Source organism: Psychrosphaera algicola (genome assembly GCF_028401425.1).
Classification (GTDB): Bacteria; Pseudomonadota; Gammaproteobacteria; order Enterobacterales; family Alteromonadaceae; genus Psychrosphaera; species Psychrosphaera algicola.
Genome location: NZ_JAQOMS010000002.1, coordinates 4,168,917 through 4,183,312 on the forward strand (window position 1 = coordinate 4,168,917; position 14,396 = coordinate 4,183,312).

General features: G+C 41.0%; 15 protein-coding genes and 2 pseudogenes. 7 read left to right on the top strand and 10 right to left on the bottom strand.

Translation table 11 applies throughout. The annotated features are described in order from the left end of the window. Nucleotides 1-625: 625 nt before the first annotated feature. Nucleotides 626-1,654: a glycoside hydrolase family 43 protein gene (locus PN838_RS22940; protein ID WP_215964317.1), complete on the bottom strand. Its 1,029-nt coding sequence runs from the start codon at nucleotides 1,652-1,654 to the stop codon at nucleotides 626-628. A gap of 44 nt (nucleotides 1,655-1,698) precedes the next feature. Beyond that, entirely contained in the window at nucleotides 1,699-3,180 is a 1,482-nt protein-coding gene (locus tag PN838_RS22945) for an MFS transporter (RefSeq protein WP_272182111.1), read from the bottom strand. A 448-nt stretch (nucleotides 3,181-3,628) separates the two neighbouring features. Between PN838_RS22945 and PN838_RS22950 the strand changes: the two are divergent. Next, nucleotides 3,629-4,850, top strand: a pseudogene (locus tag PN838_RS22950) (XylR family transcriptional regulator). Between the two features lie 122 nt (nucleotides 4,851-4,972). Here the strand turns inward: PN838_RS22950 and PN838_RS22955 are convergent. The 8 genes and pseudogenes from PN838_RS22955 to PN838_RS22990 form a co-directional block, all read right to left on the bottom strand. Further along, nucleotides 4,973-5,368 carry a Gfo/Idh/MocA family oxidoreductase gene (locus PN838_RS22955; RefSeq protein ID WP_272182112.1) on the bottom strand — a complete coding sequence of 132 codons (396 nt, stop codon included), beginning with the start codon at nucleotides 5,366-5,368 and terminating at the stop codon, nucleotides 4,973-4,975. After that, nucleotides 5,356-5,970 carry a Gfo/Idh/MocA family protein gene (locus tag PN838_RS22960; RefSeq protein ID WP_272182113.1) on the bottom strand — a complete coding sequence of 205 codons (615 nt, stop codon included), beginning with the start codon at nucleotides 5,968-5,970 and terminating at the stop codon, nucleotides 5,356-5,358. The genes PN838_RS22955 and PN838_RS22960 overlap by 13 nt, the downstream gene beginning before the upstream one ends. Nucleotides 5,971-5,983: 13 nt before the next feature. Next, entirely contained in the window at nucleotides 5,984-6,622 is a 639-nt protein-coding gene (locus tag PN838_RS22965) for a hypothetical protein (protein WP_272182114.1), read from the bottom strand. Between the two features lie 79 nt (nucleotides 6,623-6,701). Beyond that, the gene (locus tag PN838_RS22970) at nucleotides 6,702-7,157 is read right to left on the bottom strand and encodes a hypothetical protein (protein ID WP_272182115.1); all 456 of its coding nucleotides are present in this window, start codon (nucleotides 7,155-7,157) and stop codon (nucleotides 6,702-6,704) included. Then, a complete protein-coding gene (locus tag PN838_RS22975; protein WP_272182116.1) occupies nucleotides 7,147-7,917 on the bottom strand; it encodes an alpha-glucuronidase family glycosyl hydrolase in 771 nt (256 codons plus the stop codon). Before PN838_RS22975 ends, PN838_RS22970 begins: the two co-directional genes overlap by 11 nt. Next, nucleotides 7,866-8,165 (bottom strand): hypothetical protein, encoded by a 300-nt coding sequence (locus PN838_RS22980; protein ID WP_272182117.1) that lies wholly within the window; start codon nucleotides 8,163-8,165, stop codon nucleotides 7,866-7,868. The genes PN838_RS22975 and PN838_RS22980 overlap by 52 nt, the downstream gene beginning before the upstream one ends. Nucleotides 8,166-8,261: 96 nt before the next feature. Next, nucleotides 8,262-8,894 (bottom strand): mannitol dehydrogenase family protein, encoded by a 633-nt coding sequence (locus PN838_RS22985; RefSeq protein WP_441295815.1) that lies wholly within the window; start codon nucleotides 8,892-8,894, stop codon nucleotides 8,262-8,264. Nucleotides 8,895-8,966: 72 nt separating this feature from the next. Beyond that, nucleotides 8,967-9,718: pseudogene (locus PN838_RS22990) on the bottom strand (mannitol dehydrogenase family protein); the annotation flags it as partial. A gap of 236 nt (nucleotides 9,719-9,954) precedes the next feature. On the opposite strand from PN838_RS22990, the gene PN838_RS22995 reads away from it, so the two are divergent. From PN838_RS22995 to PN838_RS23020, 6 genes are all read left to right on the top strand, one after another. Next, nucleotides 9,955-10,500, top strand: a complete 546-nt coding sequence (locus tag PN838_RS22995) for a hypothetical protein (RefSeq protein WP_272182120.1) — start codon at nucleotides 9,955-9,957, stop codon at nucleotides 10,498-10,500. A gap of 116 nt (nucleotides 10,501-10,616) precedes the next feature. After that, the gene (locus PN838_RS23000; protein WP_272182121.1) at nucleotides 10,617-11,345 is read left to right on the top strand and encodes a sugar-binding domain-containing protein; all 729 of its coding nucleotides are present in this window, start codon (nucleotides 10,617-10,619) and stop codon (nucleotides 11,343-11,345) included. An 8-nt stretch (nucleotides 11,346-11,353) separates the two neighbouring features. Then, nucleotides 11,354-11,875 (top strand): hypothetical protein, encoded by a 522-nt coding sequence (locus PN838_RS23005; RefSeq protein ID WP_272182122.1) that lies wholly within the window; start codon nucleotides 11,354-11,356, stop codon nucleotides 11,873-11,875. 380 nt (nucleotides 11,876-12,255) lie between these two features. Then, nucleotides 12,256-13,167: an endo-1,4-beta-xylanase gene (locus PN838_RS23010; protein ID WP_334313557.1), complete on the top strand. Its 912-nt coding sequence runs from the start codon at nucleotides 12,256-12,258 to the stop codon at nucleotides 13,165-13,167. After that, complete coding sequence (locus tag PN838_RS23015; RefSeq protein ID WP_272182123.1) at nucleotides 13,152-13,514, top strand: family 43 glycosylhydrolase; 363 nt, start codon at nucleotides 13,152-13,154, stop codon at nucleotides 13,512-13,514. The genes PN838_RS23010 and PN838_RS23015 overlap by 16 nt, the downstream gene beginning before the upstream one ends. Further along, nucleotides 13,511-14,392 (top strand): family 43 glycosylhydrolase, encoded by an 882-nt coding sequence (locus PN838_RS23020; RefSeq protein ID WP_272182124.1) that lies wholly within the window; start codon nucleotides 13,511-13,513, stop codon nucleotides 14,390-14,392. Before PN838_RS23015 ends, PN838_RS23020 begins: the two co-directional genes overlap by 4 nt. The last annotated feature ends 4 nt before the right edge of the window (nucleotides 14,393-14,396 follow it).

Below are 14,396 nucleotides of genomic sequence, written 5' to 3' on the forward strand. Positions count from 1 at the left end.
AACTTTCCCTCAAAAAATGCATCATTCGCACAAATACAACCCAATTTGTAAGCGGTTACATATGGACATTTAGTAATCTATTACAAATCGCTTTTTAACGATAATACTAAATTAAACATTCCATTTATGTTAATCCGCAAATTAGATTTTGGTTTTTCGTAATGTTGTTTTTTGTTTTTATATTTCAATGGTTTACTTTCATTGTTGAAGTTTGGTTTGTTTCTGAAAATTAGTTTGGCTTGTCGTTTTAAACTCATGTGTCCAGACGAAACTGCACCCGTTTTAGGTGTTTTTTGAGTCGTCACAAAATAGAAAGAATACATGATGGTTAAAAGCGTTTTTGGATTGCTATATTGGATATGAATAATGTCAAAATAGTCATTCCTCACTCTCAAAAAAACAGGTGTTTGGTCTATGACTTTTTAGTCAAATAACCTGATATGAATGTAAATTGTTCACGACTTTACTGCCGTTACGTTGGTGTTTACTCAGGTTCGTCTCAACATGTGTTTGTAAAGCGTGGTTAGTTGAAATTTCGAACCAAGGTATCTACAAGTAAGTCATTTTTAAATAGAAAATAAGTGATTGGCTCACTTATTTTCTATTAGCCACAATGGGTTACAGGTTATTTGTTGTAAGGCGCAATCGGAATTATGGTGCCATCATCATTGTAATTAATTTCTGCCATTTTAATTGACCGTAAATGTGTTACGCCTTTTGAAAGCACACAGTCATGGTAAAACAAATACGATTTATCATCGATTTCACAAATGGAGTGATGCGTTGTCCAGCCCTCTACAGGGGTTAGGATGTGCCCTTGATAGGTGAATGGTCCGTATGGATTGTCACCGATGGCATAACAAATCAAATGGCTATTGCCTGTTGAATAAGAGAAGTAGTATTTGCCATTATGTTTGTGCATCCAAGACGCTTCAAAAAAGCGACGTTGGTGATCACCGGCTAATAATACATCGCCATTTTCATCTAATATTTTTAGCTCTTTAGGTGTTTCATCACATTCCAGCATATCGTCAGTTAAGCGCGCTACAATAGGCCCTAACTGCGGTTCATCGTCCGCAGGTTCACCTTTGGATGCATCATAGACATTGTTTCGATAGTTTTGTAACTGGCCGCCCCAGATACCGCCCCAGTACATGTAATGACGGCCATCATCATCTTCAAAAACAGCAGGGTCGATTGAATAACTTTCTTTAATCGGGTTTGGTTGGGCGATAAATGGCCCTGTAGGTGAGTCACTTACCGCTACGCCGATTTGAAAAATACCATCGGCTTTTTTCGCCGGAAAATATAAGTAATATTTGCCGTCTTTGCAGGCTGCGTCTGGTGCCCACATTTGACGTTCGGCCCAGTCTACATCGTCAACGTGCAGCGCCACACCGTGATCTACAGCTTCACTATTAACATCGTCCATGGAGATTACATGGTAATCTTCCATCGCGAAGTGATCACCGTTATCGTTAAACTCGATGCCAGCTTCAATATCATGTGAAGGGTAGATATAAATTTTACCGTTAAAAACATGGGCCGAAGGGTCAGCGGTATAAATATGTTTAACGAGAGGTTGAGAAATCGCTTTCTTCTCAAGTTGTTCATAATCTACTTGTTCAATAGTTACATTTTCTGTATCAGACATTTTTAAACTCTTATTTAGTAAATTGTATTAATTTCTAGATTTTCTTAAATCCGCTTCGATTTGCAGTTCCATTTTTTGTTTATCTCATAAAAGAATAAACTTGCGCAGCCAATCAAAAATGGCACAGCGGCGTAGATGCTAACGGCAAACTTAATGCCCTCGATTGTCTCTGCTGTTTGTGTCACCAGCTCGGCGTTATAATGGTAACTTGCTAAAATACCGGCGACTAAAGACCCGCCAATAGCGAGGCCAGACTTGAGTCCAAACAACATTGCGGAAAAGACAATGGCTGTAGCTCGGCGACTGTTTTTCCATTCAGAGTAATCTGCGACGTCGGCAATCATTGCCCAAAGGATAGGGGTTGTGATCCCGTAGAAGAAACCGTGGAATATTTGCGTGCCAAACATTAAGGCAACGGATTCAGGCTCATAGAAATAGAACATCATGACAAAAAGAGTCGATATAAATAATGCGCCGGCAAATACGTCTCGTTTACCAAATTTGTCTGCCAGTGGTTTGGAGAAGCCGATACCAATAATCATAAAGATAATGCCACAGGCATTAAATATACTGTTGCCTGATATCGCGACATCTTTAGGCCATAAGAACTCAACAAATCCCATGCTAGTGAGCATGCTATTTAGGCCACTAATAAAGCTGTTGAAACCGATGTCTTGTTGGAATTGAGCAAGGTGACTTTCGCTGACATAATTTTGGAAGTAGTAAATGTACATTCCGCCTTTAAGCGCGAGCGTGACAAACACCAAAATAGTAAGCGTTAACATAACCACCCAAGGTTTGTTTTTCACTAAATCAATGAGGTCTTGCTTAATTGTAGACTTCTGCTCAGCTTTGGTTATCACGCGTTCTTTTGTCGTGAAGAAGGTAATAAGAAAGAAAACAATGCCCACGAGTGCAAACATGGTCATGGTATTTTCAAATCCAACGGCTTTATCGCCGTCACCCATAATTAGAACAAGAGGCAATAACATTACTTGGATGAGAAATTGAGCGACCATAACAGCGACAAATCGATAAGAAGACATGCTGTTTCTTTCAGACATGTTGCCCGTAATAACACCGCTTAAGGCGGCATAAGGCAGATTGTTTGCAGAATAGATGATAACTAGCCCGACATAGGTCACTAAGGCGTAAATCATTTTACCCTGAGGGCCAATGTCTGGTGTACTAAAGGCTAAAATGGCCATTAAACCAAAAGGTAAAGATGTCCATAATATCCAGGGTCTATAACGTCCCCAGCGTGTACTGGTTCGATCGGCAATTACGCCCATGATTGGGCTAAAGAAAGCACCAACCATACCGCCCACAAAAATTATGAAGGTCGCGGTTTCTGCTGGTATTTTATATACATCAGTATAGAAAAACGCTATAAAAGTGACAAATGTCTGGAATATCAAGTTGGCAGCAAGATCGCCCAAGCTGTATCCAACTTTTTCTGTGACGGATAGCTTTTCCATCGCCAAGTCTGGTTTATTCAAATTTGCAGTATCGAGTTCTGTTGTCATAGTCTTATAATTCTTCTTATTTTTTGTCATTCTAATGCTTTCAAGGCGTTTGAGTATTGTGAATTTAAATTTTGTTATTATCATTTGTTACGATTAACGCAAAAAACAATAACGTATTATGCTTTTTCTGAATCCACAAACACTAATGCTTGCGGGCGTTTAGTGGGTTTGTTCAGCCATCGGTGGTTTTGAGTTTACTTAAGTAAATCGTGTGTAAACCCTTTTGTTGCTAAGGAGACTCACATCATAACTTTCTCAAAACGCACTAATTTATAACATGTTCCACAGCTAAGTATTTAACTCGCCCATCTACGAATTAAATGTAAAACAAATAAAACGTAATTCTGATTATGAAATTTCTTATACGAATATTTTTATTAATTCGTATAAGATGAATTTAAGTAGTAACGTTATAAATAGAGAGTTTTAAACCAAAGGGGTGGGCGATATGTTTGAAAATAAACATAGTATTACGCTGTTATTAAACGCGAGTAAAACATACGACCGAAAAGTGATTGAAGGAATAGGTCATTATCTACAAGCATCTAAAACGGATTGGGACTTATATTTGGAAGAAGATTTCCTAGCACGCTTCGATAATATTGATGAGTGGGGGAGACGGCATCATTGCCGACTTTGACAATCCGGAAATTCAAGAAGCACTCATGAAGACCACAGTTCCGGTTGTTGGCGTGGGTGGCTCTTATAGCAATCCAGACGATTATCCAGATGTGCCGTATGTCGCTACCGACAATTATGAACTGGTGAATACCGCTTATCAGCACTTAAGACAAAAGGGCATAGAACGTTTTGCTTTTTATGGCACCCCAAAAGACGAACATCATCGTTGGTCCGAAGAGCGTGAAAAAGCCATTATTAGTATTTGCAAAGCGGATGGTTACGATTGCCAAGTTTATCGTGGGCATCCTATTAAGCCTGAAACCTGGCAAGATACCATTAAGCGTTTGTCAGATTGGCTACAGTCTTTACCAACACCTATAGGCATTATTGCCGTTACTGATGCTCGTGCCAGACATTTGTTGCAAGTTTGCGATCATACTGGGATGTTAGTGCCTGATAAATTATGTGTCATTGGTATCGATGATGACGAAATTGCTCGATTTCTTAGTCGTGTAACACTTAGTTCGGTGAGCCAAGGTTGTTTTGAAATGGGCTTTCAAGCCGCCAAAAAATTACATCGTTTACTCAACGGCCAAAAGTGTTCAACTAAACCCCACTTAGTGCCGCCAGCTGGTATTTTAGAGCGCCAGTCTACGGACTTTAAGGCGATTAAAGATACGCATGTCATGCAGGCGATGCATTTCATTCGTCAAAAGGCGTGTCGTGGAATTAAAGTTGATCAGGTTTTAGATTACGTGGGAATTTCTCGTTCTAATTTAGAGCAACGGTTTAAAGAGGAGCGTGGGCATAGTATTCATAATGAAATTCATCATGAAAAGCTGAGAAAAGCCTGCAGTATGTTAAAAAATACTAGCCAAACAACCAGTGAAATTGCCAGTGTTTGTGGTTACCCATCATTGCAATATATGTATGCGATATTCAAAAAGCACTTTAATAAAACGCCGCGTGAATATCGTGATGATGCAAAAGGCGTCGTCAGCGAACCCGACAATTTAGATATTAGTGATATTAAATTAGAAGATGAGTAAGTTGGCGCACACTTTCTTTTAAGCCCTTGCTTTACTGCTTTTTGATGAGCTAATGTGGTCCTTGTTGAAATATTATTGATATTTTTAATATCTCAACAAGGATTTATATTTTTAGTCACAGCTTATAGCACGACCCAATTTTGTTTCTTATCGCTGGCAAATATTCCATCAATTACTTTCATGTTCGCTAGCGCATCAGTTAATGGCGTTGGTGTGGCTAATTTGTTATTTACTGCATTTGCTAATGCATCCACTTGAAATACATATTGATCACAATTTTCTACTTTATGGACAGTTTTAACTTGATCATGACGCACTGTTAGTTCGGCTTGGCAATCGTCTGGTTGATAAAACGGATATTCAATTGTTAAGCTACCGGTTTCACCAACTATGTAAACCCGTTGACTCGACTCACTTTGGGTTGAACAGAAGAAAGAGGTTTTGACATCCCCAAAGTCCAAAATGGCATTGGCATGTTTATCAACGCCAAAGTTAGTATCCATAACTAATGATCCCATGACTTTTTTAGGTTCTTTCCTAATAAAAAGCGGGTTGCGGAAATGCAATAGCAGCCGATATCCATCATCCCGCCACCACCTATGTTTGGCATGTTTCTAACGTTTTCTGGGTCAACGTTGTGAAAGGTAAATGCCGCATCAATTGTATGCACTGTTCCGATTTCACCAGCCTCGATGAGTTGTTTAGCAAGTGTCCATTGGGGATGAAAACGGTACATAAACGCTTCCATAATTTTTAACTGTGGATGTTTATCTGCAACTGCAATTAACTGCTCGACTTCGGCCACATCTAAGCCAATTGGCTTTTCACACAATACATGTTTACCAGCCTCTATGGCCTTAATGGTCCAAGGGACATGTAAGTGGTTTGGCAGTGGGTTATAGATAATATCTATACTTGGATCGTCAAGTAACGCTTGATAGCTCCCAAACGCATTTGGAATATTTGTTTCCTGAGCAAATTTTTCAGCTTGCGCTAAATTACGAGAGGCTACGCCATAAACCATCGATGAATTTGAGGCATGAATTGCAGGGATTAGTTTGCCTTTAGCGATATTGGCGGTACTTAGAATACCCCACTTTAGTTTTTTGGAATTAGTCATAACTAGCCTTGTCCTATAGTGCGTATGGAAATGTTAACGATTTGAAATAGTCTAACGACTTGTCTGGTTTACTTAACCCATTAGGTAGTGGGCGTTTTGAATAGGTTTGAAAATAAAGCACACAGGCGTCACGCCACCATTTTGCTTCTTCAACTTGAATTTCGAGTGCCATCTTAACCTGATTAAACTGATGAGGGGCGATATGGTTTTTTTGTGCTAGCCAGTCTTTTTCCATCTGTTCGGTAGCGACGACGCCTCGATAGTAATGTTTTACGAGCTCATTCCAAAGAGTATCGCCAGATGGCATGGTGTGATCCCACGGTAAATGATGGAACCAAAGTAAAAGCGGTTGCGGTGTTTTAGCTGGGTCTTCAAACCTTGTTTGCCAATATGTTGCATATTGTGACACGGCGTTAGTGCCTTTACTGGTTCTATCTAATCCAATGCCGTAGTCATCCGCTCGGTGGTAATAAACCGGATTCCAATCGTCACGGCCTAAATTATCTACCCATGGCCCTGATCCATAGTGATGGCCAGTGTCCATTAAATGATGCAGCCCTAAAGGTGTCATGTAGCTAACGATATTTTCACGGGACCTCATCATCATGTTGGTGATGCTATTAACACTGCTCTGTTCTTGAGTCAGTGTCATCTTTATCCAGTCCTGCGCTATTTCGTCGGCAGTTAAATCATGGTCCTATACCAAACGGCCATAGGCATACCAATTTGCCTTAGCCAAAAATATGACCAGTCCAGTTTCTGTCGCTGCCAATGTTGGCAACACCGGCGATGGCTGTAATATTTTTATTAACTAACGTGCCGTCGATGATTTTAGCTACTGTAGAGCCTATACCTTTAACTCTTGTATCGGCGTCGAGCACTTCTTTGTATAACGTTGCTAAGTACGCTAAATGGGTACTAAATCCGAGGTATTCATGGGTAATTTGAAATTCCATTGCTAGCGGTGTTTTTGGCATGGCGCCAAACATTGGACTAAAAGGCTCTCTAGGTTGAAAATCAATCGGGCCATTTTTGACTTGGATACTTACGTTTTTTTCAAATTGACCATCTAACGGTACAAACTCATTGTAGGCTTGCAGAGAGCGTTCTGTTTTTTCTTCATGTGAATAAACAAAAGCACGCCAGATAACATTGCCGCCATATGGTTGCAGTGCTTTAGCAAGCATATTCGCCCCTTGAGCATGTGTGCGCCCGTAATCGCCTTAGCCCCGGTTGACCTTCTGAATTTGCTTTTACCAAAAAACCACCAAAGTCTGGAATTAGCTTGTATATTTCAGCTGCTTTCCCTTGCCACCATTTTTGTACGTTAGGGTCTATAGGATCCGACGTGGACAAATTACCAATCTGCTGCGGCGAGCTAAATTTAATTGAAAGGTAGATTTTGATGCCATAAGGGCGAAATATATCAGCAAGTGAACGTACTTTTTCAAGCCAAGCTGGCGTTAGAATTAACGAGTTTGCATTAACATTGTTGACGACAGTGCCGTTAATACCAATAGACGCATTGGCCCTAGCATAGTCGAAATAACGTTGTTCTTTGTATTGCGGTAATTTATGCCAGTCCCAAATCGACTCTCCTGCATATCCGCGTTCGGTATGCCTATCGAGGTCGTCCCAGTGATTAAGCATTCTTAAGGCAATTTTAGGTGACTCAACAATGTTAACATCCGAAAGCGGTTTGCCCGTTTGCATTAACTGAATTAATCGGTAGGTGCCATATAGCAGACCAATATCAGATTTAGCCGTGACTAAAACATGTTGATTTTGCTTTTGGTCTGTTACGGTTTTAATGATAAAACCTTCGTTGTTTATCATCTTTAAACTGTGATCTAATTTATAGTTATGACGCAACGTTGAGTTAGCTTTTGAAATGATTAATCCGTTGCTCTGCGGAACATTCGTCGACCAGTTAATTGAATTTCCCAATAGTGTAGGTAGGGCCTTTTTAGCTCACGGTCTATAATACTGATGGTGTCGGATTGCCCTACAAGTTGCACATTGGCAATCTGGCGCAAATATAATAAGCGTTGTGTGTCATTTTCGATGAAAGTGTAGTTTAACCACAAGCGATAACCGTCATCGCCTTGGTCATATTCATTACTCCATGCTTTGCCACTGACGACGCAGTAAAAAACAACAATAAAACGGTTATAACTTTCATGTTTGGGCTCCAAAATTGAGGGGTATTACGTCAAGTTGTCCGTAGACTGTGTCTTGAATTCCTTTGTTGTATAGGTAACTCGCTGAAAAGTCGTAATATTGGTAAGGCATTAGTTTGTACTTACTAAAGAAGACAATATCGCAGCGGGGACTTGGCATAACGTCCGATAGGCTTGGGTCACTTGGGCAATAAAGTCGGGCTCGTCGGCGACACCTGAAAACAATTCGAGTGCCATAAAATGCGCAACATCTTGTTCTGCACTATCACAACAATAAGAGCTTATGGCTAATAATTGATGATTTAGTGGGTCTATCAACTCACTCTTGTTGCGAGATTTAATAATGACAAAGCGCATCCAAGCCGCGACAGCAAAACAGCAACTTTTGATCGGGAATCGATGTTTTATGTTGTGCACAATAATTGGCAATATTCGTACCTGCAGTTTTTGTGAACCATCCCAGGCTATTTGTGACAACAGATGTTTGATTGCCGGATTACGGTAACGTTGTAAAATTGCGCCACAATAAGACTCATAGTTCATTTCCTTAGGGATGACTAACGAAGGTTTGATCTCGGTTTTTAGCATGTTGGAGATGAATGTATGCAGCACTTCATTGTTGATCGCGTTGTATACCGTATCGATATCGAGCAAGTGGCCTAGATAAGCAAGTGTTGAATGTGTGGCATTGAGCACTCTGAGTTTGGCGTTTTCGTACCCTGCAATGTCGTGCGTAAATGTCACACCGACATCGCACCAGGCTGGAGTATCATCGGGTAATATGTCTTCGATTACCCACTGGGTAAAGGTTTCACGTTTAATTGGCCAATTGTCTCTGTAACCAAACTGTTGTTCGATTTGCACCGCCATGTCGGCGTCAGTTGCCGGGGTAATAGAGTCAACCATAGTGCGGGGGCAAATGACACCGGTCTGAATTATGTCGGCCAATGTTGTATCGACAAGTTGTGCATAGTTAACCAAGGCGGCTTTTAGTTTGACGCCGTTATCATTTAAATTGTCACAACTAATGATGGTTAAGGGGAGGTGTTTTGCTGGTGGCGTATTTTACAGGCAAGGAATAACAAGCCAATTGCCGACTCAGGACGTTCAGCGTTTAACAAATCTCGTTTAATTATGGGATGATTACAGTCCAAACGACCTTTGGCGTCAAGGCAATAGCCCTTTTCTGTAATTGTTAACGTCACTATCTTTGTGGTTGTCGCCGTGAGACGAGAGACAACCTGACTGAAATCTTCCTGTAACGCGAGAAACTCTTTGACCGAGCCAATAATTGAATATTGTGCAATGTTATCCTGCTCAACTAAGGTGTATAAACCCTGCTGTGGTTCTAACTGTTGTTTAACGCGATTACTATTTAATGCAATAGCACAAATACCCCAGTTTCCAGCTTTTACATTAAGTGCTTGTTGAGTATACCAAGCCTGATGTGCTCTGAAAAAAGCGCTAGGACCTAAATGTACAATACCAATTTGGGTTTGTTGTCGGTCGAATTTCGGTTTTAGGATGTCTTTGCTAAGACGATCCAAATTGTTTTGGGTTAACTGCATTACATTTAAATTCTTATTATTATGTTGATATAAGCGGTTTCAGCATTTTTGTTTGCCTATAAACAATATCAAATAAAAAACCGTAAAGCTCAACACTAAATAAAATCATAACTTTGTTGTGGTTTTAGATAATAATCTTATGGCTAAAAGTGATTACAATCGTGGCTTGTTTGTCGATTCCTAGAGGTTGTCTTTATGTTTAATTTAATCAGCAGAGCATTAGGCTGTTGCGCTTTTTGCTATTTTTTAGTGCGTCTGCAATCGCAAATATAAGTCTACCTCGGTTGATTGGTGATGGGGTTGTTCTGCAAAGAGACAGTAACAATCTACTATGGGGATGGGCGGATAATCACGAACAAGTTTCAGTAAGTTTAGACGGCAAATTGATAGGCACAGTCACCGCCTTAAACCAAAAGTGGTCGATAAATTTACCACCTCAAATCGCTGGTAGTGACCACAAAATCGTTATTAGTGGGCATAATACATTAACAATAAGGGATGTTTCATTTGGTGATGTGTGGCTAGCCTCTGGGCAGTCAAACATGGAATTGACCATGGCGCGAGTTAAAGTCAAATACCCCGAAGAGTTTACTTTAAGCCAATACCCAAATATCCGCTTATTTAAAGTCCCACGAAAATATGATTTTGAGCAGGCTCAAGATGACGTAACATCGGGGTCGTGGCAGCGTGTAGATAGCTCAAACTTAGGACAGTTTCCTGCGGTCAGCTATTTTTTGGAACCCGTCTCGCAGAAAATCACCAGATCCCGATTGGCATTATAAATAGTAGTTATGGTGGCTCGCCAGCGGAAGCTTGGCTTAGTGAATCGGCCCTAGAGCAGTTTCCACATTACCTCGATATCATTAATAAATACCGTCAAGAAAATTATCTCGCTAATTTGATAGCCAGCGATCATAAACGGAATGACGATTGGTACAACCAACTAAACGCTCAAGATTTAGGGCTGAAACCCAATGACAAAAACCTGACTTGGTCTGACCGCGACTATGACGCTTCGATGTGGCAAACCACGGTTTTACCGTCATTTTGGCAAGACAAAGGCATTGACACAAAAAATGGTGTGGTGTGGTTTCGAAAGGAATTTGAATTATCCAAAGCTGAAACCAACCTACCTGCGAAACTGATTTTGGGTCGTATTGTTGACGCTGACACTGCATTTATCAACGGTCGGAAAGTAGGTAATACCACTTACCAGTATCCACCGCGTCGATATAGCGTTGATAAAAACATTTTGAAGGCGGGTAAAAATGTGGTGGTGGTTCGAGTGATTAGCAGTGCCGGAAAGGGTGGGTTTGTTAGTGATAAACCTTATCAGCTCAATGTTGGAAGTCGGACAATTGATCTAAATGGTCCATGGAGCTTTCGAGTTGGAGCAGAGTCGTTACCACTTGCGGGTCCTAGTTTTCAGGAATATAAACAGCCACTTGGTTTTTTCAATGCGATGTTATCGCCTATATTGAAGACCAAGATCAAAGGAGCAATTTGGTATCAAGGTGAATCAAATACTGACCGACCAACTGAATACGCAACTTTATTCCCTGCCATGATCCGAGATTGGCGCAAACAGTTTCAACAGGGTAATTTCCCTTTATTTTTGTTCAGTTAGCTAACTTTATGGCAGAAAACAATAAACCTGTAGAAAGCCAATGGGCCGAAACTCGAGAAGCACAACGATTGGCATTGACCGAGCCAAACACGGCGATGGCAGTGACGATTGATATCGGTGAATGGAATGACATTCATCCATTAAATAAAAAAGACGTTGGTGAACGATTGTTCCTTGCGGCTCAAAAGCTGGCTTATGGCATCAATGAAGTCGTGTACTCAGGTCCAGAAATAAGCAAGGGTAAAGTGGTCGACAATCACGTTTGGCTGAGTTTTAAGTTGTTTGGTAGCAAACTAGCGATTCGAAATAAAGCCAACGAGAACGCCCCTTTATTGGGATTCAGTCTCGCAGGAAACGATGGTAAGTTTGTGTGGGCCAATGCCACTATTGTCGGAGACAAAATAAAAGTGTGGAGCAACCAAATCAGCAACCCAGTAACGGTCCGCTATGGGTGGGCAGATAATCCAGTCAAGGCGAATTTAATTAATGTTCATGGGCTGCCTGCGTCGCCATTTCAGCTTTCCATTTGAAGAAGAACTTTGAAATAACTGACTGAGTTATTTTTGTTCTAAGCGTTTACAAATAGGTAAATTTCATAACTTAAATATGACAAGCAATAAAAGCACGGAATTTGGATAGGTAGTAGTCTCAAGAAATACTAGCCTAAATAATAATAATAAAAATAATTATGCTCAAATTAGCCCAAATACCGTCAAATCGCTTTATTATATCAACATTAGCAAGTGTGCTACTTATGGGGTGTAGCCCCACAATCACAAACGTCCCAATCGAATCCTAGGTTCTAAAATCGAATGTTTTTTCCATCGATTCAGTCCCTCCGCTTAAATCGTTAGTCGACTTCCCTGTTGGGGTTGCCGTCCCTGCAGATCCATATGCGCATAGTTTATTAATCAGTTCTGAGCGCCAAGAAGTTGTTGAAACTCACTTTAATAGCCTGACCGCTGAAAATATTATGAAAATGATGTTTTTGCAGCCCGAGCCAAACAAGTTTGCTTTCACCCATGCCGATGCTTTGGTTGAATATGCACACCAACAAAATATGATAATGCATGGCCATGCGCTGGTTTGGCACACGCAATCTCCGAAATGGATGAACGATTATCAAGGTTCAAAAGACGATTTCAAAGCACTGTTAAAAAATCATATTTCGACTGTTGCTGGCCATTTTGCTGGAAAACTAGCGAGCTGGGACGTGGTAAACGAAGCTTTTTTAGATGACGGCACAGCGAGTAACCCAACAAAATACCGAGAAACTATTTGGTATAACAATATTGGTCCTGAGTATTTGGAAATGGCCTTTAGGTTAGCAAGAGAAGCAGACTCTGAAGTCGATTTATACTACAACGATTATGACTTAGTAAAAAACGTCAGCAAAATTGACCGTGTGGTTAAAATGCTAGAAGACTTTCAGCAACGCAATGTGCCAATTGATGGCATAGGCTTTCAAGTCCATATCGATACTGACACACCAAGCATAAAAAATATCAAAGAGGCATTTACGAAAGTCGTAAAACGAGGGGTTAAGGTTAGAGTTTCGGAGCTGGACATTGCCGTAAACCAATCGGAGCAATATTCGGAGTTAACCAAAGAAGTCTCGACGTTACAACGCCAACGGTACGCTGAAGTGGTTGATGCCTATATGGATGTGGTTCCTGAACATTTACGAGGAGGTATAACGCTTTGGGGGATAACCGATGGCGATAGTTGGATCCTGGGTTTAGAAAACGCGCAGATTGGCCTTTATTATTTAATGAGAAGTTTCAAAATAAACCTGCACTTGTTGGCATGGCTGAAGGGTTAACCGGCCAAACGCCAAACCCCAAAACCGTCGAATTTGATTGGTTTGAATACCAAGGTATGGATGAAATATTTTCTGAACCTATGCCGGAAGGGCAATATCAAAACCCTGTTATTTCTGGATTTTTCCCGGACCCGAGCATCACACGTAAAGGAGACGACTATTACATTGCTGTATCTTCTTTTGCCTACAACCCTAGTGTACCAATTCTGCATAGTCGCGATCTAGTGAATTGGAAGCTAGTGGGTCATGCGTTAACTAATCAAAAGCAACTCGACTTAAAAGGTAATCAAGTATCGCAGGGGTTTATGCCCCAACGATTCGATTCCACAACGGATTATTTTATATGATCACAACTGCGGTAAATGGCGGTGGCAACTTTTTTGTCACGGCCGAAGATCCTGCGGGTGAATGGTCAGAACCTTATTGGCTACCGGAAATTGGTGGGATTGACCCCGACATATTTTTTGACGACGACGGAAAAGTTTACATCACTCATAACGACGCTCCGGTTGACGAGCCTTTATATGAAGGCCACCGTGCGATTTGGATGTGGGAATATGACCTAGCTGCTAAAAAAGTCATAAGTGACAGCGGTCGAGTAGTTGTTAACGGTGGCGTGGACTTGGCTAAACAGCCGATTTGGATAGAAGCTCCCCACGTATATAAAGTTAATGGTTGGTACTATTTGATGTGCGCTGAGGGCGGTACTGCGGATCAGCATTCAGAAGTTGTGTTTCGAGCGAAAAACATAAACGACCCATTTATTCCATATTCAGGAAATCCGATATTAACACAGCGTGACTTACCTGATGACCGACGCAACCCAATTACAACGGCTGGTCACGCCGACTTAGTGCAAACGCCACAAGGCGACTGGTGGGCCGTATTTTTGGCAACTCGCGCTTATGATCAACGGTTTTATAACACGGGGCGCGAGTCATTTTTATTACCCGTAACGTGGCGCAAAGGTTGGCCACATATACTTGAACAAGGCAAAGCAATTCCGCACCGTTTACCTAAACCCGCCATTAACAATTCCCTTGATATTGATGAAAAACAAACGGGCAATTTTATCTGGCGTGATGAATTTGACGGTCAAAAACTGAATGTAAATTGGAATACATTACGCAGTTTTTATAGTGGATGGTATGAGTTAACCGATGGCAAAATGAACATCACACCTGCGCCAATTGATTTAACGTCATTAAAGCAGCCGGTTTTTTAAGTCG